Below are 22,966 nucleotides of genomic sequence, written 5' to 3' on the forward strand. Positions count from 1 at the left end.
TTTATAATCGACTGCTTAATAAGGATTTGTATGCGCTTAACCAAACTGTTTTTACCGCTTTTTATTACTTGTTTGCCTTACACTTTATCGGCAAGTGAGGAGTTCGCACCTGAGCTTCCTGAGGCTATACAAGAAATTTACCCCACAGTAATGAATAAGCAAATTTGGGTTGCTGGCGGTATCTCTACTGAGCTGCCAGCATCAACGGGTAAAATGACGGAAAAAGTGCACTTTTGGTCACCTGATTATGCAACTTGGCAATCAGCTCCAAGCTTGCCTGAAGGACGCCACCACACCTATTTAATTGCAGTAGAAAACAAATTATTTGCCTTTGGTGGTTTTGTTAATACCCAAGGTCAGTGGACCAATAGCCGTGATGTATTAATGCTAGGTAAGGGCGCCAAAGCATGGCAAAAGGTGGCGCGTTTACCTTTTGCGTTAAGTGAAACAGTAGGTGCAGTGCTTAATGGAAAGGTGCATTTAGTCGGTGGCCGCAGTCCAAGTAATGAACAAAATGGGCAGTGGCAACATAGTTTAGATAAAGCAGAACACCTTGTGTTCAACCCAAATAACTATGAGTTTGCTAAAGCAGCACCGTTACCCTTTGCACGTAATAGTGCGGCAAGTGTGCAGGTGAATGGCCGCTGGGTTGTGCTTGGCGGCAGAACCGTTGGTGGTGAACCTTTAAAAGATGTACTTGAATACGTGCCAGAGCAAGATCAGTGGCTAACTCATCCGGCCCTGCCAAAAGGTAGGGCAGGGCACGCTGCGGCAGCAATCGACAACATGATCTACATTTTTGGAGGGGAGCATAATCAAGCTGTTGATAGTGAAATCTTTAAATATGATGTACTTAAAAAGCAATGGCATAAAGTGACCACGTGGTTAGCCCCTCGCCATGGATTGGGTGCTGTTACTTTAAATAATCAAATTTGGCTAATAGGCGGCGCAAAGGCTGTCGGATTATCACAAACAACTAATGAACTAACATCTGCGCATGAGCTATTAAATAAGCGCTAATACAAAAATGTAAGATTCTGATTTGGTTTTAACACATTAAAACCAAATCAGAAAAGATTACAAACGTTATGTAACCTATTTACTTTATGTTGTAACGCTTTTTATTAACTTATTGTTTGTAAGGCTATTTTTTATTGGTCTCTTTTTTGCTCACTAGTTTTTCACGTGTACCCACGTGATGTTATATAAACCAGTAAATAAGAAAGGGAAACTCATGGCAGAGTCATTTAAATATTCAGGTCAAAAAGGGCATGGTGGCGAGCTTCACCAAACTGCGAACAATCAACATCCTACCATGACAACAGCACAAGGTTGTCCTGTTAGTGATAATCAAAACTCCTTAACAGCAGGCAAGCGCGGCCCAACATTAATGGAAGATCACGTCTTTCGTGAAAAGATGTTTCATTTTGATCATGAACGTATTCCAGAGCGAGTTGTGCACGCAAGAGGCTATGGTGCACATGGTTACTTTGAAACATACGATACACTTGAGGATCTTACGTGCGCGGATATTTTTCAGCGCAAGGGAGAAAAAACACCTGTTTTCACACGTTTTTCGACTGTGGCAGGTAGCAAAGGTTCACCCGATTTAGCACGAGATGTGCGTGGATTTGCAGTAAAATTTTATACCAAAGAAGGTAATTGGGATTTAGTCGGCAATAATATCCCTGTTTTTTTTATTCAAGACGCAATGAAATTTCCAGATTTGATCCACAGCGCCAAAGCCGAGCCTGATCGTGGTTTTCCGCAAGCACAAACGGCGCATGATAACTTTTGGGATTTTATTAGTTTATCGCCTGAGTCTATGCACATGGTTATGTGGGCAATGTCAGACAGAGCCATTCCACGGTCATTACGTTTTATGGAAGGCTTTGGTGTGCATACATTTAAGTTTGTTAATGCAAAGGGTGAGCAGAAGTACGTTAAATTTCACTGGAAGCCAAAAGCAGGAATGCAGTCTGTGGTGTGGAATGAAGCATTAAAACTTAATGGTGCAGATCCTGATTTTCATCGTCGCGATATGTGGGAATCAATTCAAAATGGCGACTTTCCAGAATGGGAGCTCGGTGTACAAGTATTTGACCAAGCTTTTGCAGATGAGTTTGAATTTGATGTTTTTGATGCTACAAAACTTATACCTGAAGAACAGGTGCCAGTAAAAATTATTGGCCGCATGGTGCTCGATAGAGTTGTCGATAACTTTTTTGCAGAGACAGAGCAAGTTGCTTTTTGTACTCAAAACATAGTGCCAGGCATTGATTTTACCCCTGATCCACTATTGCAAGGTCGTAACTTTTCCTACTTGGATACGCAAACTAAACGGTTAGGCGGGCCAAACTTTACTCATATTCCTGTTAATGCACCTAAATGCCCAATGCACCACTTTCATCAAGATGGTCATATGGCGATGCATAATCCTAAAGGGCGAGTAAATTACGAACCCAACTCGTGGCAAGGTGATGAAAACAACCCTCGCGCATGCCCTGCACATGGTTTCAAAAGTACAGACGAAGACACACAAGGTGGCAAGCTGAGATACCGCTCAGAAACCTTTAGCGACCATTACAGTCAAGCAAGGCAGTTTTATTTAAGCCAAACTCAAGTAGAACAATCACATATTCAAGATGCGCTGGTTTTTGAGCTTTCAAAAGTTGAGCATTTAGCGATAAGGGAGCGTGTCGTGTCTCATTTACTTAATATTGATAGCGAATTAGCTAAATTAGTGGCCTCTGGTTTGGGCTTACAAACAATGCCAGAACCTGCCGAAGCTGCACTCGAAACACGCCAAGACCTTCCAGTGTCTGATGCCCTGAGCATTCAAAAGAGTGCGCTAAATACATTCAAAGGCCGTAAGCTGGGTATTCTTGTGAGTGATGGCTTTGATGCTCAGCTATTTGATTCATTGCGTTGTGCGCTTAAAGAGCAAGGTGCAAATTTTGAAGTTATTGCTGCTCAAGTGGGTGGCGCGAAAAGCTCGACTGGTGAGCATCTAAGTGCCGATCAAGTTATTAATGGTGGCCCTTCGGTTTTATATGATGCGGTGGCGCTACTGACAACAAAAGAAGGGGCCGAAAAACTGAGTCATATTCCTGAGGCAAAAGACTTTGTTTCAGATGCGTTTTCGCATAACAAATTTATTGGTTATAGCAAGGATTCAGTTGAGCTGCTAAAAGCGGTTGGGCTTGCTGAAAACCAAGATGATGGCGTCATTGATTTAGGCACCTGTCAGGTAGATGAGTTTTTGAATAGATTAAAAAATCTTCGCTATTGGAAACGATAGAAGCACACCTCAAGGCGGGCTTAGCTCGCCTCGAAAGGCTGTATTACTTAAGGTAGTGAGGAAATGTAATGAAACTGATTTATGTTGATGATAATTTGCCAGGAATTACTCGAAAACGACATTCAAAATGCTGGTTTTACTACGACCCCGCTGGCAAACGAATTACAGCAAAAAAAGAAATTAAGCGTTTAAATGCGCTGGCATTCCCCCCTGCATACAAAGATGTTTGGCTTTGTCCTGAAGAAAATGGGCATATTTTAGCAACAGGGTATGATACAAAAGGCAGAAAACAATATCTTTATCATCCAGATTTTAGAGAGCAGCAGGAGCTAAAAAAGTTCGAGGCCTGTGAGCTTTTTGGCACCAAACTTCCTTTATTGCGAGCTAAATTATCTGAATACTTACAAGGTCATGAGCTGGATTATCAACGAACATTAGCTGCGGTTGTCCGGTTAATGGACTTAGGTTCATTACGTGTAGGCTCTAAACGAAACGCGAAAAAAAATAACAGTTTTGGTGCAACAACGTTACGTAATCGCCATGCCAAATTAACGGGTAAAAATATTCGCTTAGAATATAAAGCTAAATCTGGCAAAGTGAGAGAGGTTAATCTTACAGATCGTGTTTTAAGCAGCATTATTAAAGAGTTGCAAGATTTACCAGGGCAAAATCTATTTCAATATAAAGAAGGTGGGGAATGTATTCCCGTGACCTCCCGTGAGGTTAATCAGTTTATTCAGCAAGTGATGGGAGAGGAGTTTAGTGCTAAACACTTTAGAACATGGCGCGCCAGTGTTTTAGCATTCGAAGCTTTTTATAATGCTAAGAAAAAGCTCCCTTTGTGCGATATGCTAGAAACGGTATCGAGCCATTTGGGTAACACACCAACGATAGCCCGTAATTCTTATGTTCATCCTGCGCTGATTGATTTATGTAAAGAAAGTGAAGCCACACAGGTACGTACAAGACAACAACTTAAGTTACCCAGAAAAACAAAATACTTGAGCCGATATGAACGTGGCTTACTACTTTTTTTAGCACAGTAACAGCTGTCTAATTGATGACGATTAGATCAACCACTCGATTTACATTTATGCTCACTGTCTGATAAAAATGATGTTATATTTGTGTTCTTAGCTATAAGTAATAAAATAATACAAATTAAATTTACGATCAGGTTTAAACATGACATTACAAACAAACAGCCCGTTAGTCGAACAGCGGGCCGACCCGTTTGTGCATAAGCACAGCGATGGTTTTTATTATTTTACAGGTTCTGTACCAACGTATGATCGCATTGAACTGCGTAAATCTGCGACATTAGAAGGCTTAAAAGACGCTGAGACCTTTGATATTTGGTTTAAGCATGACAATGGCCCAATGAGTCGCCATATTTGGGCACCTGAAATTCATTATCTGGATGGTAAATGGTACATCTACTTTGCAGCCAGCCAAGAAGACGATATATGGGCATTACGCCCGTATGTATTGGAATGTAAAGGCCAAGATCCATTAAATGATGAATGGGTTGAGCTGGGTATGATGCAAGCGGCTGAGGGTGATGAAAAGTCGTTCACAGACTTCTCACTGGATGCGACGATTTTTGAGAACTATGGCAAACGTTATTTCTGTTGGGCAGAGAAAACCGGCGGCCAATTTGCTGCATCAAACCTGTATTTAGCTGAGATGGAATCACCAATTAAGTTAAAAACAGCACAATTTATGCTAACTACGCCTGATTACGATTGGGAGCGTGTGGACTTTTGGGTAAACGAAGGCCCTGCGGTACTTAAAAATAACGGCAAAATCTTTATCGCTTTTTCTGCCAGCGCAACAGGTGCATGTTACTGCATGGGCTATATGGAAGCAGATGAAAACAGCGATTTACTTGATCGAAATTCGTGGACTAAAACACGCATGCCAGTGCTTGAAACAAGTGTTGAAAAGAAAATTTTCGGCCCTGGTCATAACTGTTTTACCGTTGCTGAAGATGGCGAAACACCATTATGTATTTACCATGCCCGTGACTATGAGCATGCCGTCGGTGAGCCAAGTGTGGTGCCAAAAACGGATACACGTCCACTTGAGGAAATTGTAAAAGATCCGCTTTACGATCCAAACCGACATGCCCGCATAATGGAAATAAAATATGACGAAAATGGCCGACCATTATTCGAATTGTATTAATTAATGTTAGCTTCAATTCAGGCCACCTCTAGGTGGCTTTTTTATTTCTGTATCCTGTTTTGTTTTCTTAAAGTTAAATTTGTTTACATAAAATAAACAAAACACTTTATTTTGGGAACGAATGGTTTAGACTTTACCTCTTAAGTATTTTTATATTACAAATTTGAGAGGGATAGTTTTGAAAACAATAAACGTCATTAAACAAATTGGCTTGGCTAGTCTATTTCTGAGCTGTTTACCAGTACAAGCGGAAAATTGCACTGCAATGCCTGAATCAGGTCAGTTGTATTTTGTTATTAACCGTGGGTCTGGCTTAGCGTTAGATATTAATACAAGTGATACAAGTGCAGCGCCTAATGTCATAACTTATGACTATTGGGGAGGAAATAATCAAAAGTTTCAGTTTATTAAAGAAAGCGATGGATATTGGATTATCCGATCTAAGTACAATAATAAGGTGTTAGATGTACTTGATTCATCGCAGTCAAATGGTGCTAATATTATCGTTTATGATGATTGGCAAGGAGCCAATCAACGTTGGCAACTTAAAGCATCGTCATCAGGTGGTTTTAATATAACGAATAAGTTAACCAATAAATCATTGACTGTTGCAGGCTCAAACAATGCGGCTAATGTGTATCAAAATGATGACGCAGGTATAAGCTCTCAAAGGTGGTTTATAAACCCTGTCGATACAACGTGTGGTAGTGACGGAGGCACTCAGCCAACACCAAGTGATTTAGTTGGTTTTGCTGCACAACCAGGTCAAGATGGCCTAACGACAACAATCGGTGGCGGTAATGCAACACCTGTTAGGGTTACAAGCTGCAGTGCTTTAAGTGACGCTTTAAGCTCGCCTTCTGCTAAAGTGATCCACATACCTGATAATACGACGATTAACTGTCTCACTAACAATAGAACGGTGCAAGCATGTCCTTTAGATTGTGGCCAATGGAATGATTACGGTAAAACATGGTACCGAGTGCCTGTAGGGAATCAAAGCTGTAGTGAGCTGGGCAGCTCTTCCAATTCACCAGTTAATGTAACACGTAATGAGCGCCGTATTATTGTAAAGTCCAACAAAACGTTACTAGGCTTAGGTAAAAACTCAAAAATTGTTGGTGCTAGCTTAGTTATTAGCAAGCAACGTAATATTATTATTAAAAATGTCATGCTGGAAAATATTAACCCTGCACTCGTCGAAGCGGGCGATGGCATTTCAATTGATGATAGTAGCCATATTTGGGTCGATCATATGGCCTTTAATAAGATAAGTGACGGTTATATCGATATTGATAATAGTCAGAATGTGACCCTCAGTTGGAATCGTTTCTATGGTTATAACACCCAAGTTTGCGCTAATCAGCATTGGTACACGCATTTATTCAAAAACTCGCAAGTAACAGCACATCATAACTTTTGGGATACTGCAGCAGGGCGTAATCCAAAAATAGATGGTTACAACTCACGGGTTCATATGTTTAATAATTACTGGAAAAACATTACTTATTTTGCAATTAGTGCCAGTGATGGTGCAGAAGTATTAGTCGAGAATAACTATTTTGAAAACTCAGCAAAGCCACATTGGAATCAAGGCTCGGGTTACTTCAGTGCATCAGGAAACATTTACACAGGGCGCTCAGCGACAGATCAATACCGTGATAATGGTGCAACAGTGTTTAGTGATGTGCAGCTTTACCCGTATAGATTAGAGAGTGCAAATACTTTGGGGAGCCAAGTAGATGGAGGAACGGGCCCGCAATAGGTTGTAGGTTTTATTGCTCAGCGAATGCATTAAACACTCGCTGAGCTAGTTAACTAGAGTGCTACAAGGCTGTGTTCGAGCATAGCTTTGATTTGTTTAACGATTTTTGCTTCTGTCTCTGGCTCAAATTGCGCAATACGAGGGGTATGAATATGCCCTGTTGGAATATCTGAGTTAAGTTCATCACGCAGGCGAATACTACGGTACGAAATTTCGTTTGATAAGTAACCACCGCCACCACCTTTTACTGCGATGGCACCTTCAAGTTCTTTGAGTGATGTTGGCTCAAAAGCCTTTTCAAGTGTAACGACCTTGTGGTTATCGTTAATTGGGAAGGGGCCTTTCGCTTTTTGCATTTGCTCTACGGGTAGGCTAAACGTCACAAACTCATTACCTGGTAAGGGACGGTTGTGCAAGCTTGATATTTTTGGGTTAGTTTCTGTTCCACCATAAACAATATTGGCGTTATCGGGTGCCGTTACGCTGCGACGTTTACCAGGGAAGCGTTCTAAGTCAAAGTCTTTACTACCCATACTGATGGTAGCAATCATATCTACGTTGTTTAGTGCATAATACGGTGCAAGTAATGATTCAATAATACCTTGATCAAAGTCTTCATAGCGCACAGGCACCATCACTGTGTTGATCTCCGCAGTAATACCCTGATAGCTAATTACTTGCCCGTCGAGTAATAATGCGGCCACGCCAGATGGATTACTTTGGTTGATATTTCTATCAAGTAAAAAAGGATCAAAGCCGGTAATTAATATACGTTTGTCGGTTTTTTTACTGAAATCAAGGTCGGTACGACCACGGCTACCATTTTCTAGCATAGTTAACAGCGCAGCTTGCTCGCTGTCAGTGATTGCAAACTGGGGCTTGCTGGTACGAATAACTTTACTTGAAAGTAAGCGTGCCCAATAAAGTTCACGGTCGTCGTAGCTGTTGGTTTTTTTGATCCGTGCTTTTGCATCACGCCATAATTGTTTTGAGTAGTCATCAATAAGATCACTTGCTTGCTGGTAGCTTGTGGTTGCTTGCCAAGCATTTTTAAAATGACTTATGTCATCACTGTAAGCGTTTAAGACCTTTGGCATTGCCTTTGTCGCTTTTTCAATACGCAGTTCTTCAACGGTTAAATTGGCTGCAAATGCCGTAAATGAGAAAGCGATTAAGCTGGTGGCAAGTAAAACTTTTTTCATGATTATCCTATTGTGTAACAGCAAGTTTTTAGGCTTTTGTTAACTATCCTATGGATAAAAGCTGATCGCAAATAAAATCGCCCGTTGGCAAGTAAGTTCATGCTATTTAAGTGAGTTTGATAATCGATATAGAACTTTTATTTGATGAATTTAATATACCGATTTCAACGCATAATGAGTTTGGTTTTTTTAGTATGCGTGTTATTCAATAGTTTCCGGTATCTTGCTGGTGTAATATGCATTATCGCTTTGAATTCTTTAATGAAATGCGGCTGGTCAGTAAAGCCACACTGTTGAGCAATATCTGCAAAGCCCATCGTCGGGTTATCTTTTATTGTTTGTTTGGCCATTTTTACGCGGTAAATTCGTTCAAAATACTTAGGTGTAACGCCACACTGGCTTTTTATTTGCCGTTCAAGCTGCCTCTTACTTAATGGAGCCAGTTGATAAGCGGTTTGCAGTGGCGTTAACTCAATCAGTTTACTAATTAATTGCTTTGCATATGTGTGACCAATACTAGGTTGGTAGTTAAAATGCGTGCTTATGAGCGCCTCAAAAGCCTGCAGATTGGCGTTTTTTTGAAGGCCTTTGGCAATAGCCATTAATGATTGCTCACAAATAAGTGGGTGGTTGTGGTGTTTGAACTCAGCTAAAACAGTTGGGTTAAAGCGAATACCACAAAATTGTGCATTTTCTGAAAATGTGATCTTTGCTGCGTGAGTAGACGTTTCTTGAAATGCATAAGGTGGAGAAAGCGCTTTATCATCAAGTAAAAGCGCCCCTGCAAGAGGAAAAATAACCCCAGTCGCACCATCGCAAGCAAGCCATTGCTCACCGTGTGAATGCGCCGTCGCATACCAGATAGCTTGAATATAATTAGCTATATCACCCTCAGGTGTTTTTAGTTCTAAAGTTAAATGGTTACTCATTAAACTCAACGTCAGGTTTAAACATTTTCACAATGCGGTTCCAGCTGTTGATTGCGTTAATAGCAATCGTCAGTGTAACTAACCCCTGTTCAGAAAATGTATCACTAAGAGATTGATAGAAAGTATCATCAATAGGTTGGGCAAGTGTCAACTTTTCGCATAATTTTAAAGCCATACGTTCTTGTTTTGTATAAATTGGCATGTCTTGCCATGCACTTAAACCAATAATACGGTTGGTCGTTTCACCGTATTCCCTTGCTTGTTTGGTATGCATTGCAATGCAAAAAGCACATTGATTTATTTGTGATACTCTTAGTTTAATCAGCTCCCATATTGTTAGACCAAAACTTGTTTCAACCGCTTTTTTAATTAATTGTTCTTGCTCAACAAGGTGTTTGATTAATGCAGGTTGAAGGTTGTAATAGTCACCACGTTTCATCGTAAGTTAGCCTTTTAAAATTAAATGAGTATTCAGTTTAGGCCGATTGCAAAGTCGAGGATTGCAAAAAAACGACGTTTATATGGGGAAATTCGGTTTACCTAGTTCGCACCAAAATTTTAATCCTGTTATGCTAGGCCGATTAGCAATCACTGAGTATTTAAGATGATTAACGATAATGATGTAATCGAAACTTTAGACGAATTAGAAACGTTTTTGCGCCTTGTTGAAAATGGTGGCTTGGGGCTAGAAAATGTTGCGGGTGTTGCGCTTGCTACAAATAACAGTGATGGTCGTCCATTTGTCGCTGTGCTGGATGATAATCATCAGCTTTTATTAGGACGTTATGTGAGTAGTGACGTTTATGAAAATGGTAAAGATATGGTGAGATACGGCACTAAAAAACCGCATTAAGTACTATTTTGTACCTAAAAAATTTTATTTTAGGGCTGCAATATAATAGTATGTTCTTAATAAACACTGAATCAATATAAAAAAAGGGAAGTCTATGAAATTTTTAAGTGTTATTTTATTAGCCGTTTTAATGAGTGGCTGTGCAAGTTCAAGCGACGAGCAAGCAAGCAATGATGGCTTAATTTGTAAAAGGGAAAAACCAACCGGCAGTAACATACCAACACGTGTATGCCGTACTCCTGAGCAAATTGCTGCGATGGAAAAGGAAAGTAAAGAAGGTATTCGTGATATCCAGCGAAACAGTACAAATACAGTAAGAATGAATTAGTACAAGTACTAAACGACTTTACATTATAAAAATGGCCGCACTCATTAAAAGTGCGGCTGTTTTGTTTATATCTTTGCGTGGATACTCATCGCAATACTGCGCCTTAGTTTAGGCTTGTTGTGTGGCTAATCAACTGACGCTTTAAAGTTGTCAAATTGCCAATGCACTGCTGTGCCATCGTTGTCGGTTGGTGTGTGAGCAATACTGCCGACTTCGAGTTGATGGAGAGTACCTGGCTATTTTAGGATTGCTTAGCGTGCTCCAGTTACTAAGGAGCACAGTCGATTGTCAAAGCCTTACTGAGAGAGTTGTTGGTGGATGTTATCAACCAGTTCATTTGGAATACATAACTGATTTGCTAACGCTTCTAAATAATGTTTAGAGATACTCTGGTTTAAGTCGATGGCACTGGCACTTGCAACATACACTTCAATACCCATTTGAGCGTTAGGTACAGCATTAATAAGCGCTGATAGTTGCATGGGTTTTCTTAGCTCATCGAATAACATCGCTTTTTCTTGTGCACTCAGTTCTAGGGTATCGACTTGTGCAAAAATCTTTTGTCTCTCTGTGTCGTCAATATGGCCATCTGCATAGGCGGCAGCGATCATTGCTCGCATTAATAAGAGTTGCCCGTCGGTGTGGTTATCATCAATGACTTCATTAAATGACTGCTCTGGCATTGCTGCTGGAGTAAAGTCAAAAGTGCGAGAAGAAGTAGCTTGAGCTGTTGTTGGTTTTTGCTCTGAATATTGCTTATATGCTTTCCAAGCAAGGCCACCAATGGCAGCAAGCGCACCATACTTTACTACTTTTTTCCCCGTTTTCTTGCTTTTGCTTCCCATTAAGCTTGTCAGTCCACTACCAGCCACACCACCTAGCAAGCCACTGAGCGCACCCGATTTATTTAAATTACCTACTAGTTTTTGCAAGTCTTTCATTATTATCTCCTTATCATCTACTACTGAGAGTAGAGTTTTTAGAAACAAAATTAAATAAGTATTATGTTACCAAGCATGATAGAGCGCATTTTGTTGGCATTTTCCGATCTAGCCAATTCAAATAAAAGTAAGCCTGTGGTTAGTTTTGTGCCTTTATAAACTTCTGCTAGGTTTGTAGTTGGCATTAGAAAGGTTAAACAGTACTTCTCGTTTTTTGGTGAGTTGAATAAGTACAATTCGTACTGCTGATAGTTATCAAGCTTTGGAGAAAGAGCAATGCATTTATTTTGCTAAAAAGGTGTATTTAGCTTGATAGTTGCTGGTACTATTTTGTCACTTAGGTAAAAAAGAGTGGGGCATATGTTAAGATTTTTTTCAATTGACCAAGGTGTAATAACACAAATCGAACCAGCCCCCGACACGCCATTAGCCACATCCATTAAAAATGCCCATTGGATTGACACGATTAACCCAACAGGCGAAGAGCGTCGCGCCCTCGCGAGTACCCTAAATATTACTTTGCCTGCGGCTGATGATGTTGAAGAAATTGAAGCGTCGTCGCGTTGCTTTATTGATCATGAAGGGCTTCATGTACATGCTCTGTTTATGTCGCCAAATGAAGGACGTTTTAATACGGTGACAGTTGCGTGTTTACTGCAAGATAATTGTTTATTGACGATTCGTGATGATGAATTAGCTGATTTTCGTTTATTAAGACTCCGTGCTCGTAAAGGGCAGGTGGCGTGTGATAACCCTAAACAATTACTCGTAACTTTATTTGATCAAAAGGTCGAAAATCATGCGGATATGCTTGAAGACATGCACCATCAGCTAGAAAATCTCAGTGCTTATGTACTTGAAGAGGATGGCTCAGACTTAGAGCAAGCGGTAAGTCGGATTGCACGGCTTGAGGACAACAACGGTAAAGTACGCTTATGCTTGATGGATACTCGCCGCAATATTTCGTTTTTACTGCGTTACCTTGGCGCACCTACTGAAGACCGTGAGTCACTTCGCGAGATTGTACTTGATATCGATACCCTGATGTCTCACTGTACTTTTTTGTTTGATAAAGTTAATTTCTTGATGGATTCAACTCAGGGTTTTATCAATATTGAGCAAAACCAAATCATTAAAACTTTCTCGATTGCATCGGTGGTTTTTTTGCCTCCCACAGTGGTTGCAAGTATTTACGGTATGAATTTTAATAGCATGCCAGAGCTTGAGTGGGCTTGGGGCTACCCATTTGCTATTGCCATTATGCTACTGTCCGGCTTCGCGCCTTATTTATTTTTTAAACATAAAGGTTGGCTGTAAAGGCATAAAAAAGCCCAGCGCTAGCTGGGCAAGGGGTCTTCGGATAGAAGTGTTAACCTTTTAATTCGCCTGTAGACGATTCGATATGTGCACGAACAAACCATTGGAACTGTTCAAGCTCTGCAAGTTGGCCTGTGATCATATCCTCAGAAACAGGGTCTAATTCAGCAAGTTGCTCAAGCGCCTTACGGTGATCTTTATTGACGCCGTTATAAACTTTATCAAGAGCAGTTAAGTGATCAGATACTAGCCCTTTGCCTAGTGAGTAATCTTTCCACTCGCGGCGATCAACGATTGACTGTGGTGTGCCAACAGGAACACCGCCCATAGTTGCAATACGCTCGGCAATAGTGTCGGTCATTTCTTGAACGGCACTTACTTGTGGATCAAGCATTTCATGCACACCGATAAAGTTTGGACCGACAACATTCCAGTGGATATGCTTAAGAGTAAGATGTAAATCGATTAAAGCGACCATGCGCTTGTCTAAAATAGCAATTGTATCGGCTGCTGATTCGTTATTAACGCCTGGGGCCGTGAATTCAGCGACTTTTGATGATGTATTACTCATTACTCCTCCGAGATTCTCTAAAATTGTATTTCCATAAAGCTTTTAAGTTACCTAGTCGTTACTTAAAAAGCGAAGTTATTAGAGTAGAAGCAATCGTTATGCCGATATCTGAAATTTTTTAAGTTTATGATTTTTAATGTTTTATTTTTATTTTTATTTTGAGGGTGCTCAACAAGATACTGAATGAATATGAAAAGTCTGCACACTCTATGTAAAAAATTCAGTGTGCAGAAGCTAGGAACATAAATCGTTAAGAGAGCAGGGCCGCTGCTAAACGAACAAAGTCAGAAGAGGTTAAAATGCCAACTAAGTTATTATCATCATCGACAACGGGCATACAGCCGTGACGGTTTTCAACAAAAAACTTTGCTACTTCATGCAATGGTTGATTAGGTGAAATACTTGTGAAATCAGTGGCCATAATATCTTGCACTTTAGTTTGCTTTTCTTTGCGTTCAAGTGCACTGGCACTGAAGTTCGCCATAATACTCATTACTTGAGCGATCATGATCTTTTGAGTCAGCATGCCAACTAAACCACCATGCTCATTAATGACAGGAATGTGTCGAATATTTTTTTCTTTCATTAAGTTATGAGCATCATGCAATGAGTTTGCTGCGGTGATAGCCAGCGGATCGGGCGTCATCAAGTCTGAAACAAGGTGTGTCATGGTAAAGTCCTAGTAATTTAATCATGTTGGTATCAGTGTAGCCTGAATATGATTGAGTGCACTTCACCTAGATCAAAGTTTATGATTAATTACTTAATTTTTTTAATGATAAGGAATTAAAATTAAACTGTTCAAATGATTAAAATGTGGTTTCAATTCGGTTTCGACCATTGTTTTTAGCCGAATAGAGGGCTTTATCTGCTCGGTTAATTAAGTCGTCAAATGTGTCTGCTTGTTGCCAATGAGTAAGGCCAAAGCTGGCTGTGAGTGAAATGATTTGTTGTTTATATTCAATTTGACTTGTTTCTATGGTCTGGCGAAGCTTTTCAAGTTTTTGGTAGGCTTGCTCTGGGGATTTTTCGATACTGAGAATGAGAAATTCCTCGCCCCCTAAACGGCAGCATAGATCTTCTCGGTGTAGGTGACGTTGTAAAAGCTCTGCTAACACTTCCAGCACTAGGTCTCCTGCTTCATGCCCGTAGTTATCATTTATGCTTTTAAAAAAGTCGATGTCTAAAGCGCTTGCATAAAGGAAAGTCGCATGCTGATTAGTCAATAACTGCCGTTTGTCTAAAACATACTGAAGACCTCGACGGTTATATAAATTTGTGAGTGGATCCTTGAGTGATAGTTCAGCATAGCGCCGTTTTTCATCGATTAGAAGGGTGGTGATAAGCCCAAGCCCTGTCATGACAAATACCGTGGCATGAGCAACCACGGTTAATGAGTAAAGTGTCAGTAGGTTATGTGAATGAGTGATAATAGTTAACTGAGTAATAGGCACTAAAAGTAAAATACATTGTGCTGCTAAGAGCACAGTATTACCTATATTGCTCTTGTATAGTGCTCGGGTAAAAGTAAAGTAAATAAGGGCAGGTAACACGGTTAGAGTAAAACATGCCTCTACTAAAGCAAGTTGGTTAATACTGTTTGTGAATAATACGCAAACTGAAAAAATAGCACCGTGGCCAATCATTAATCGATTAAAGCGGCACTTTTCATCGTGGTTATAAATCGAGAGCTGAAGTAGTACCATTGACAGAATATAAATAATAACACTGGGCCGAAAATCACTGGGAAGCCCGAAAATATTTTGTATCCACAGCCAAGCAAAGCCAGCAACACCTAGATAGAAAAATAAGTTAAAGAAGACAATTGACTTACTTTTAAAACGGCTAATCATTAATCCGGTTGCAATGACCGAGCAGGTTATTACAGTGATCAGCAAAAAAACAAAGAAGCCGTGATAAAAATAACTTTCGAGGTTTATAGCCATAACTCACATAGAAAAACGAGCAATAGTTAAAAGCTTAGCATAGAAAGATTTTTACACTAAAATCTACTCTGTTGTTGTGCTGGCCTTTTTGTGCTGCGACAAGTTCAAAATAAGCTAAACAATACAGAAACGATTAATAGCCCTGCCATAATGTAATTAAATCCTTTTAATCGTACTGGATTTCTGAGGTAGTGTTGAAGCTTTTGTCCGAGCAAGGTCCAAGAGCACACGCATGGTAAGTTAACGACGCCAAAAACGATACTAACAATAAAAACAGAGAGTAGATTTTTATCAGGTGCGTAAAGACCAATAGCACTTAGTGCCATTGCCCACGCTTTTGGATTAACCCATTGAAATAATGCAGCTTGGGTAAAAGTAAAGGGCTCACTCTTGTTATTAGAGGCTTGTTGCCCATTGCTAGTGGCAATCTTAAACGCAAGATAGAACAGGTAAGCAACACAAAATACTTTGAGAATCAGGTAGCTTGATGGAAATAAGTCAAACACTTGCATAACACCTAGTCCAACAAGTATTAGCATTAACATGAATCCAAGTGTTACGCCAAGTAAGTGTGGCATTGTTCTACGAAAACCAAAATTCGCGCCAGAGCTCATTAACATCAAATTATTAGGACCAGGTGTAATTGATGAAACTAAGGCAAATAGCGCCAGTGCAGTAAGGATCTCAAAAGTCATTATCACTTCTCCATATTTTTAGAAATGCAATTATAGCTTGATGTTGATGCAATTTTATCGCTTAATGTTGTTTGCATGGTTAATTTAAAGCAATAATGAATGAAAAAAGACAATATAAATAACAGAATATTGCATGAGCTAAACCGCAATGGCCGTATGGCTAATGCTGAGCTTGCAGAGAAAGTTGGATTATCACCATCAGCCTGCCTACGCAGAGTACAGGAACTTGAACGCTCAGGCGTTATTTCAGGTTATCGAGCTGTTATTAATAACCAAGCAGTGGGTCTAGGGTTTATAGCCTATGTGGGGGTTGGCCTGAATGAGCACTCAACACGATCGCAGCTAGCATTTGAGCAAGCCCTTGAATTTATTGCTGAGGTTAAAGAGTGCCATAATGTGACAGGCTCGTACGAATACTTGCTAAGAGTCGAAACAACAGACCTTAAAGCCTATAAATCGTTTCACGCTGATGTACTGGGCTCAATCCCTCAGGTGAGAACAATTACTTCACATGTGGTTATGGATTCGCCAAAAGATGAACGAGCTTAATAGGTTAAAATGATTACTATTGTTATTTTATAAAGTTATTTAGTTTTAGTTTTTTCATATAAATAAAAAATGAATCTCAAATTAATATAAATAACAGAAATACAAATAATAAAATTACCTCTGTTAAGCTAAAGTTAATTCTTGTGTTGACAGAATGTCCCGATTAAAGACGTATACCATTAAATATAATAATATTTATGGTGCTTATGTTCTGATGTTGGTAGTTGGACTAATAATTTTTGTTGGTTTATTATCCACGCCTAAAATTTCACATGCAGGGACAATAATAAGAATGGATCTTCACACATTGCTCATTTGCACCGCCCTAGTAAGCTTTATTATGATGCTTACAATGGCAGCGCTTTTCATCGTTAGTCGTAATGAAAAATACTTGCTTGATTGGCTTGTTTGTGGAGTGTTATTTTTTGTATCTAACTTAGTCGGAATTGTTGCGACTCAAGTTTCTCTTTCCTGGATTTTCCATCCTTCTTTTGCTAATGCTTGTTACCTTGGTGCACATGCAGCCTTATTTAGTGGTGTATCACGTTGCTTATATGGTCGCTCCACTTGGGGGTTGGTCGTTATAGTATTTGTGGGTATTTACTTGCTTAATCTGGTTCCTCCTTTGGTTGAGTCTGTTGAGTTAAGAATCGTAGCCTTGTATCCAGTAATTGCGGCGCTTGATATTTCAGCAACTATGGCACTTTGGAAACACCGCAAAGAAGAAGTCGGCAGGGGATATTATTTATTAATAGGTATTTTATTTATATTCGCTGCTCAACTTTTAATACGAGGTTATTTTTTATTGGCGGGTGTAGAAAATTATCCGTGGTTAGATAAAGGTCTTTTATTAGATATTGGTAGTTTGGCTGTTATCGCATTTGTATTTTTATTAACCATTTCATTTTCAGTCGTCGTAACATGGCGAAAAGAGCTAGCCCTTAGAGAATACTCTTTTACTGACCATTTAACAGGTTGGTATAACAGAAAAGCGCTTGAAAAGGTCGCTAGTAATGAAATTAAACGCTGCTCCAGAAATAATTTTCGCCTCGCATTCATCGTGTTTGATATTGATTATTTTAAATCAGTGAATGATAGGTTTGGTCATATACAAGGTGATAAAGCCTTGAAACATGTCACCAAGATAGCAAAGCAACAGTTAAGGGGGTATGATCATAATTTTCGCTTAGGCGGCGAAGAGTTTGCTGTTTTGGTCAGCCACTTAAAGCCTCAAGATGTTGAATTGCTTGCACAACGTATTCGTAAAAAAGTCGCAAGAACACCTTTAAATATTGAAGGTGAAGCAGTGCACTTAACCATTAGTGTGGGTGTTGCGATATCAAAAAATCAAGAAACCTCTTGGGAGGATGTTTTAAAGCGTGCGGATGATGCCCTTTACCGCTCTAAGCATGATGGCCGTAATTTAGTAACGAGCTATGGTGATTTGGCCGAGGCTTAGCACTAGGTAACTCGCTTTAAATTAAACCTAAATCAATCGCTTTTAGAGCGGCTCGTGTTCTATCGCGCACATCTAGCTTTCGTAAAATAAACGATACTTGATTACGTATTGTACCTTCTGATTTATATAATGCTTGGGCTATTTCTGAATTCGAGTAGCCCGCAGCAATTAAATTAAGTACCCTCAGCTCACTGTTGCTTAACTTATCAGGCAATAAGGTTGGCTCACTGTGAGACTTAATTGGATTGTTAAGTATTCTCTGCGTAATTGCCGGTGAAAGTGCAGAGCCGCCACTAGCCAGTGTTTCGATGGCAGACACTAGTCGTTCTAAATTAATATCCTTTAATGCATAACCTTTTGCACCATAGCGAATACATTCAAGTACTTGCTCACTATCATCGAAAGTTGTAAGCACTAATACTGGGTGAGTGAATCCCTGTTTCTGCATTGTTTTGAGTACGCCAATACCATCTAAAATAGGCATGCGAATATCTAAAAGCACAACATCCACAGCACATCGATTAAGTATTTCTAAAGCAGTGCGACCATTATCTGCTTCAGCGACAACGTGGATGTTGTCTTTTAACGCCAATAAGCTTTTGAGCCCTTCTCTTAGTAAAGTTTGGTCATCAACTAATAGCACATTAATCATAATGTTACGCCAATGTATGTGGGTTAAGTTTATGGGGAAGGGTTGCATTAATAGCAAAGCCGTTATCACAGTGCTTGAACTCAATGGCTCCTTTGACTAGAGCCAGTCGCTCTTGCATACCTTTTAAACCGTTACCTAAATTAAGTTCAGTACTTTTATTGCCATTATCTTTTATATGTAATTGCACAGTTTGATTTTCGAGCCGTAAAGTAACGTTAAGCTCATCGGCATCACTATGCTTTATACTATTTGTTATCGCTTCTTGAATTGCATGAAATAGGGTTTGTGCTAAGAGTGCATCGCTTATTTTGATCGCCGGATCATATTCAAGCATAACATTTAAGCCTGCAACATCACTGCATAAAGAGTGCAGTGATGCGTATAAGTCGATAGTTTGGTTTTCACGCATAGATGACACTGAATCACGCACATCACTGAGTAATAAGCGCGTTATCTGCTGGGCTTTAGCAATATGCTTAGGTGCTTGGACGCTTGCGCAGTGACTCGCTACTTCTAAATGAATACTCAGCCCTGTTAAATGGTGACCAAGGGTGTCATGTAAATCACGGGCTATGCGAATACGCTCATCGCGAGTGGCAGTGTCGTTTAAAAGTGATTGCGTTGCTTTTAATTCACGTAATAAATGCGCAGCTTGCTCTTTTGCTTTGCGTTCAGAAATAAGCCGTGTTGCAAAACGATATGCAAAGCTATTGTACAAGGTAAATGCTAGGCCATTTAACAAAACAAACTCTCTATTGAAACCATAATGAAGAACTAACGCCATACAAAAGGGCAAGCATATAAGGAGATAAAGTATTGATTTTCTTGGCTCGTAATCACTGAACTTAACTAAAAAAATGATCAATAAAATAGCGACAAAGCCAATATTAAATAACCACATTAATAGTAATACATTGGTGACAGTGACGTTTAAAATAACAGTTTGATAAACCTTAAAGTGGCGTCTAAAAAACTCAAAGTAAATTAAAAATGCGAAAAAGCTAGTAAATAAACAGCTGATCAATACAACATGCATCGGTGTGTAATCAAGTGGTGGAGGCGTGCTGAGCGACCATGCATGCAAGGTGTAAATAAACACAAATAGCCAAGTGACTGTTGAAAGCAGAAAGTCGCTGCGCTGTACAAAAAGACGTAAAAATTTGTTCATGTCTTTATTCTAATCCGCATTTATCTGTTTATGTATATGACAAATGTCACGTTTAAAGTTGTGACATTTGCAGCATGTTTGCCCATCAGATGAGCGTTATATTGTTATTAAACATCAATATAGGGACATTATCATGACCAAACATGAAATTCTGCGAAATAGTCTATTTTCTTATCCGTTCATCCTTGCTTATTGCTTTGCATCATTATTTATCAATGGTGCTCAAGCAAAAGAGCAAACAGATAAATGGCAAATGGATGTGGGAGCAGGGCAGCTTGCAATCGATACTCCTTGGCATGGCTATGATATACAAACGATGTCGCTTCCATACTTTAATGCGCGTAAAGGTGCGTGGCGTATTGGTCCTAAATACGGCTTAGTGCAATATGCTTTTTTATATGGTGCAGAATTTGAAGCTACCATGGGGCTTAGTTTTCGTGATGAGACCTATGATAGTAGCTTAATTTTTAGTGATGAGTTGTCAGACGATGAGGTATTTACAAATTATAAAGATGGCAAGGGCGAGCTTACTTTTAGAACTCAGTTACAGTATAAACAGTTGTTTTTACGTTTAGCGCAAGATGTTTCTAACCACTCACAGGGACTTACCTTACTTGCGCAGTATCGTCTACCTATTTACGGTAAAGGTTTGGGTTTACAGCTTAGTGCTGATCTTGGTCTCTACTGGCAAGATGAAAAGTACACCCAATACCTCTATGGCATCTCTAAGAAGAACATTGCCCCAGAATACGGTCGATATGCTTATCAAACTCGCTCTGCTATTAATCCATTTACTGCCTTGAATCTTGCTTATATTTATAACGAACATTGGTCCATCCAAGCGACTTACCGAATTGAAACGTTAGACTCAACAATTAAAAAAAGCCCATTAGTTGCAGACAGTGCTAAGCAGCAGTTGGCCGTTTTTGTAAATTATCGTTTTGAAAAGTAAGGGATATAAATGAAACTGTTAAGTACAATTCTTATCTTTTGTTTGCTTGCTGGCTGTAATAGCGCAGAGGATGAGGTATTCAATGAAGATGATTTATATGAGCCTTTTTTCTCGAGTGATTATTATGTGTATAACTTCAGCGAGTACCCAATTGATTTTTATATGATGAATCTAAGAAATAGCACCTCAGCTGACGCAATTTATAAACAGCATAATTATCAACAATCTGTGGATGCATATAATGGTTTTACCAAGCTCAGCTTTAAACGCTCAACCCTTGGTAATGTTGGTTTTGCAGCTTTTTATGATGATGAAATCAAAGCGCAAAGACAGAAATGGATTGCCAATGATACAGAAAATTATTTAATAGTATATGAGGCAAATTCACAGCTAAAACTTGGCTTTTTAGCCCGAACGAACGCTATTGATATTACCGGTGATCCCATGGTTCGACTTGTAAGCTTTGCAGGTGATATGAATTATACCTACAAGCGTGGTACGAGCTTACTCTTAGAGGAAATTGCTACGAGCTACTTGCCTATTACTGATTGTGGCACTGATTTGCAAATTATTGGGTATGAGTATGACTTTTGCAGTTTAGAGAGTCGTGGTTATTTAGTTTTAGTTCTTCCTAATCAGTCGCTTGCGATTATTGAAGAGTAGCTACGACAGTGGTTCATGACATTTTTGTGAATATTGTGATAATGTAACTTTTTGCTGCTTTATTGCTTTATAATGCTTTTTTTATTTGTATGATAAAGCTGCTTTCAGCTTGGAGTTAACATGGTTTCACGTCGAGAGTTTTTAGTCGGGGCAGGTACTTTAGCTTTTTTAGGGTTGTCTAAAAGTGCCATGGGGAATGTTTCATTCAGTGATCTTAAAGCAACAATTAGTGGTTTTGGTCCATTACTTCCAGATCCTAACAAATTATTAGATTTACCCGCAGGGTTCAGTTATCAAGTTATTTCAAGCCTAGGTGAAAAAATGTCTGATGGATTTACGGTCCCTGATAAAGCCGATGGTATGGGCTGCATCGCACTTGGTAATGACCACGTTGCTTTAGTGCGTAATCATGAGCTAAAGCCAAAAGATTTAGCAAAAGCTGAAGTAAGTATTGCAAACCATAAAACCCCCCTCGCATTCGATACCAACAGTGACGGTGTTGCATTACCAGGTGGAACTAGCCACATCATTTATAACTTAAAAACACACCAAAAAGAGCAAGAGTATTTGTCGTTAGTGGGAACTATTCGGAATTGTTCTGGAGGAATTACCCCATGGGGCACATGGCTAACCTGCGAAGAAACCACCGATACTAAAGCTGATGGATTCAATCAAGATCATGGTTATATTTTTGAAGTACCAGCAAATAGTAAAGGCCTAATTAAACCAGAGCCATTAACAGCAATGGGGCGATTCAACCATGAAGCTGCCGCAGTTGACCCGCGTACGGGCATTGTTTATTTAACGGAAGACAAAGGCGACAGTGTATTTTATCGTTTTATTCCGAATGAATATGGCAAGCTGCATAAAGGCGGGCAATTACAAGCCATGGTTGTGAAGAATAAACCACAATTCGATAGCCGTAATTGGAATAAAAAAGCCATGGGGTTACATCAAGAATTTGAGGTTGAGTGGGTAAATCTGGATAACCCTGAAAGCCCAAAAGACGACTTACGCCTGCGTGGATATAAACAAGGAGCAGCATTATTTGCCCGTGGTGAAGGTATTCATTGGGGCGATAAAGAGCTGTACTTTTGTTGTACCAACGGCGGTAAAAAACAACTGGGTCAGGTTATGAAATATCAGCCATCAGAGTTTGAAGGCACGGATAAAGAAGGTGAGCGACCTGGTAAAATCTCCTTGTTTGTCGAAAGTAGCAGCAAAACCCTTTATAACTTTGGCGATAACTTAACTGTGTCACCTAATGGCCATTTAATTGTGTGTGAAGACCAATATACCGATGTGGTTGATAATCACTTGCGTGGTGTAACACCACAAGGTCAAGTTTATAATTTTGCCCGCTTAGTTGCACAAACAGAGCTTGCTGGTGCCTGTTTTTCACCAGATGGTAGTACTTTGTTTGTGAATGTTTACTCACCTTCAAAAACACTCGCTATTAGAGGTCCTTGGCATCAATTTAGTGCTTAA

23 protein-coding genes are annotated in these 22,966 nt (G+C 39.6%); 13 read left to right on the forward strand and 10 right to left on the reverse strand.

All coding sequences use genetic code 11. From position 1 onward, the window contains the following. Positions 1 to 30: 30 nt before the first annotated feature. From L3Q70_RS04905 to L3Q70_RS04925, 5 genes are all read left to right on the forward strand, one after another. Positions 31 to 1,020, forward strand: a complete 990-nt coding sequence (locus L3Q70_RS04905; protein ID WP_237114982.1) for a kelch repeat-containing protein — start codon at positions 31 to 33, stop codon at positions 1,018 to 1,020. Positions 1,021 to 1,234: 214 nt separating this feature from the next. Then, positions 1,235 to 3,301: a catalase gene (locus L3Q70_RS04910; protein ID WP_062570406.1), complete on the forward strand. Its 2,067-nt coding sequence runs from the start codon at positions 1,235 to 1,237 to the stop codon at positions 3,299 to 3,301. A gap of 68 nt (positions 3,302 to 3,369) precedes the next feature. Continuing rightward, a complete protein-coding gene (locus tag L3Q70_RS04915) occupies positions 3,370 to 4,347 on the forward strand; it encodes a DNA topoisomerase IB (RefSeq protein WP_237114983.1) in 978 nt (325 codons plus the stop codon). A 139-nt stretch (positions 4,348 to 4,486) separates the two neighbouring features. Continuing rightward, positions 4,487 to 5,488 (forward strand): family 43 glycosylhydrolase, encoded by a 1,002-nt coding sequence (locus L3Q70_RS04920; protein ID WP_237114984.1) that lies wholly within the window; start codon positions 4,487 to 4,489, stop codon positions 5,486 to 5,488. Between the two features lie 178 nt (positions 5,489 to 5,666). After that, a complete protein-coding gene (locus L3Q70_RS04925; RefSeq protein ID WP_237114985.1) occupies positions 5,667 to 7,253 on the forward strand; it encodes an RICIN domain-containing protein in 1,587 nt (528 codons plus the stop codon). Between the two features lie 53 nt (positions 7,254 to 7,306). Here L3Q70_RS04925 and L3Q70_RS04930 read toward each other — a convergent pair whose 3' ends face one another. The 3 genes from L3Q70_RS04930 to L3Q70_RS04940 form a co-directional block, all read right to left on the reverse strand. Continuing rightward, positions 7,307 to 8,455, reverse strand: a complete 1,149-nt coding sequence (locus tag L3Q70_RS04930) for a hypothetical protein (protein WP_237114986.1) — start codon at positions 8,453 to 8,455, stop codon at positions 7,307 to 7,309. Between the two features lie 164 nt (positions 8,456 to 8,619). Further along, positions 8,620 to 9,384, reverse strand: a complete 765-nt coding sequence (locus L3Q70_RS04935; protein WP_193988505.1) for a helix-turn-helix domain-containing protein — start codon at positions 9,382 to 9,384, stop codon at positions 8,620 to 8,622. Then, on the reverse strand, positions 9,377 to 9,823 hold the full coding sequence (locus L3Q70_RS04940) for a carboxymuconolactone decarboxylase family protein (RefSeq protein ID WP_237114987.1): 447 nt from the start codon (positions 9,821 to 9,823) through the stop codon (positions 9,377 to 9,379). The genes L3Q70_RS04935 and L3Q70_RS04940 overlap by 8 nt, the downstream gene beginning before the upstream one ends. A 165-nt stretch (positions 9,824 to 9,988) precedes the next feature. On the opposite strand from L3Q70_RS04940, the gene L3Q70_RS04945 reads away from it, so the two are divergent. After that, positions 9,989 to 10,237: a hypothetical protein gene (locus L3Q70_RS04945; RefSeq protein ID WP_237114988.1), complete on the forward strand. Its 249-nt coding sequence runs from the start codon at positions 9,989 to 9,991 to the stop codon at positions 10,235 to 10,237. A gap of 94 nt (positions 10,238 to 10,331) precedes the next feature. Further along, positions 10,332 to 10,565 (forward strand): hypothetical protein, encoded by a 234-nt coding sequence (locus L3Q70_RS04950; protein WP_193988508.1) that lies wholly within the window; start codon positions 10,332 to 10,334, stop codon positions 10,563 to 10,565. A 296-nt stretch (positions 10,566 to 10,861) separates the two neighbouring features. On the opposite strand, the gene L3Q70_RS04955 is transcribed toward L3Q70_RS04950, so the two are convergent. Continuing rightward, positions 10,862 to 11,506, reverse strand: a complete 645-nt coding sequence (locus L3Q70_RS04955) for a tellurite resistance TerB family protein (protein WP_062570415.1) — start codon at positions 11,504 to 11,506, stop codon at positions 10,862 to 10,864. A gap of 360 nt (positions 11,507 to 11,866) precedes the next feature. Here L3Q70_RS04955 and corA point away from each other — a divergent pair, with 360 nt between their 5' ends. Then, a complete protein-coding gene (corA, locus tag L3Q70_RS04960) occupies positions 11,867 to 12,823 on the forward strand; it encodes a magnesium/cobalt transporter CorA (RefSeq protein WP_193988509.1) in 957 nt (318 codons plus the stop codon). A 52-nt stretch (positions 12,824 to 12,875) separates the two neighbouring features. Here corA and dps read toward each other — a convergent pair whose 3' ends face one another. From dps to L3Q70_RS04980, 4 genes are all read right to left on the reverse strand, one after another. Continuing rightward, the gene (dps, locus tag L3Q70_RS04965) at positions 12,876 to 13,394 is read right to left on the reverse strand and encodes a DNA starvation/stationary phase protection protein Dps (protein WP_062570417.1); all 519 of its coding nucleotides are present in this window, start codon (positions 13,392 to 13,394) and stop codon (positions 12,876 to 12,878) included. A gap of 250 nt (positions 13,395 to 13,644) precedes the next feature. After that, positions 13,645 to 14,064: a CBS domain-containing protein gene (locus tag L3Q70_RS04970; protein ID WP_062570418.1), complete on the reverse strand. Its 420-nt coding sequence runs from the start codon at positions 14,062 to 14,064 to the stop codon at positions 13,645 to 13,647. A gap of 139 nt (positions 14,065 to 14,203) precedes the next feature. After that, positions 14,204 to 15,340, reverse strand: a complete 1,137-nt coding sequence (locus tag L3Q70_RS04975) for a GGDEF domain-containing protein (protein WP_062570419.1) — start codon at positions 15,338 to 15,340, stop codon at positions 14,204 to 14,206. Positions 15,341 to 15,444: 104 nt separating this feature from the next. Continuing rightward, positions 15,445 to 16,035 (reverse strand): LysE family translocator, encoded by a 591-nt coding sequence (locus L3Q70_RS04980; RefSeq protein WP_062570420.1) that lies wholly within the window; start codon positions 16,033 to 16,035, stop codon positions 15,445 to 15,447. Between the two features lie 99 nt (positions 16,036 to 16,134). Here L3Q70_RS04980 and L3Q70_RS04985 point away from each other — a divergent pair, with 99 nt between their 5' ends. Together L3Q70_RS04985 and L3Q70_RS04990 are read left to right on the forward strand one after the other, a co-directional pair. Beyond that, complete coding sequence (locus tag L3Q70_RS04985; RefSeq protein WP_237114989.1) at positions 16,135 to 16,584, forward strand: Lrp/AsnC family transcriptional regulator; 450 nt, start codon at positions 16,135 to 16,137, stop codon at positions 16,582 to 16,584. Between the two features lie 154 nt (positions 16,585 to 16,738). Beyond that, a complete protein-coding gene (locus tag L3Q70_RS04990; RefSeq protein WP_083515354.1) occupies positions 16,739 to 18,043 on the forward strand; it encodes a GGDEF domain-containing protein in 1,305 nt (434 codons plus the stop codon). A 16-nt stretch (positions 18,044 to 18,059) separates the two neighbouring features. Here the strand turns inward: L3Q70_RS04990 and L3Q70_RS04995 are convergent, their stop codons facing one another. Then, entirely contained in the window at positions 18,060 to 18,695 is a 636-nt protein-coding gene (locus tag L3Q70_RS04995) for a response regulator transcription factor (protein ID WP_237114990.1), read from the reverse strand. 4 nt (positions 18,696 to 18,699) lie between these two features. Then, positions 18,700 to 19,863: a histidine kinase gene (locus L3Q70_RS05000; RefSeq protein WP_237114991.1), complete on the reverse strand. Its 1,164-nt coding sequence runs from the start codon at positions 19,861 to 19,863 to the stop codon at positions 18,700 to 18,702. 133 nt (positions 19,864 to 19,996) lie between these two features. Here L3Q70_RS05000 and L3Q70_RS05005 point away from each other — a divergent pair, with 133 nt between their 5' ends. The 3 genes from L3Q70_RS05005 to L3Q70_RS05015 all read left to right on the forward strand — a co-directional run bounded on the left by L3Q70_RS05005 (position 19,997) and on the right by L3Q70_RS05015 (position 22,966). After that, on the forward strand, positions 19,997 to 20,815 hold the full coding sequence (locus tag L3Q70_RS05005) for a MipA/OmpV family protein (protein ID WP_062570425.1): 819 nt from the start codon (positions 19,997 to 19,999) through the stop codon (positions 20,813 to 20,815). 9 nt (positions 20,816 to 20,824) lie between these two features. Next, entirely contained in the window at positions 20,825 to 21,478 is a 654-nt protein-coding gene (locus tag L3Q70_RS05010; RefSeq protein WP_237114992.1) for a hypothetical protein, read from the forward strand. A 120-nt stretch (positions 21,479 to 21,598) separates the two neighbouring features. Next, positions 21,599 to 22,966 carry an alkaline phosphatase PhoX gene (locus L3Q70_RS05015; RefSeq protein ID WP_062570427.1) on the forward strand — a complete coding sequence of 456 codons (1,368 nt, stop codon included), beginning with the start codon at positions 21,599 to 21,601 and terminating at the stop codon, positions 22,964 to 22,966.

Source organism: Pseudoalteromonas sp. CF6-2 (assembly GCF_021729425.1).
Taxonomy (GTDB): Bacteria; Pseudomonadota; Gammaproteobacteria; order Enterobacterales; family Alteromonadaceae; genus Pseudoalteromonas; species Pseudoalteromonas arabiensis.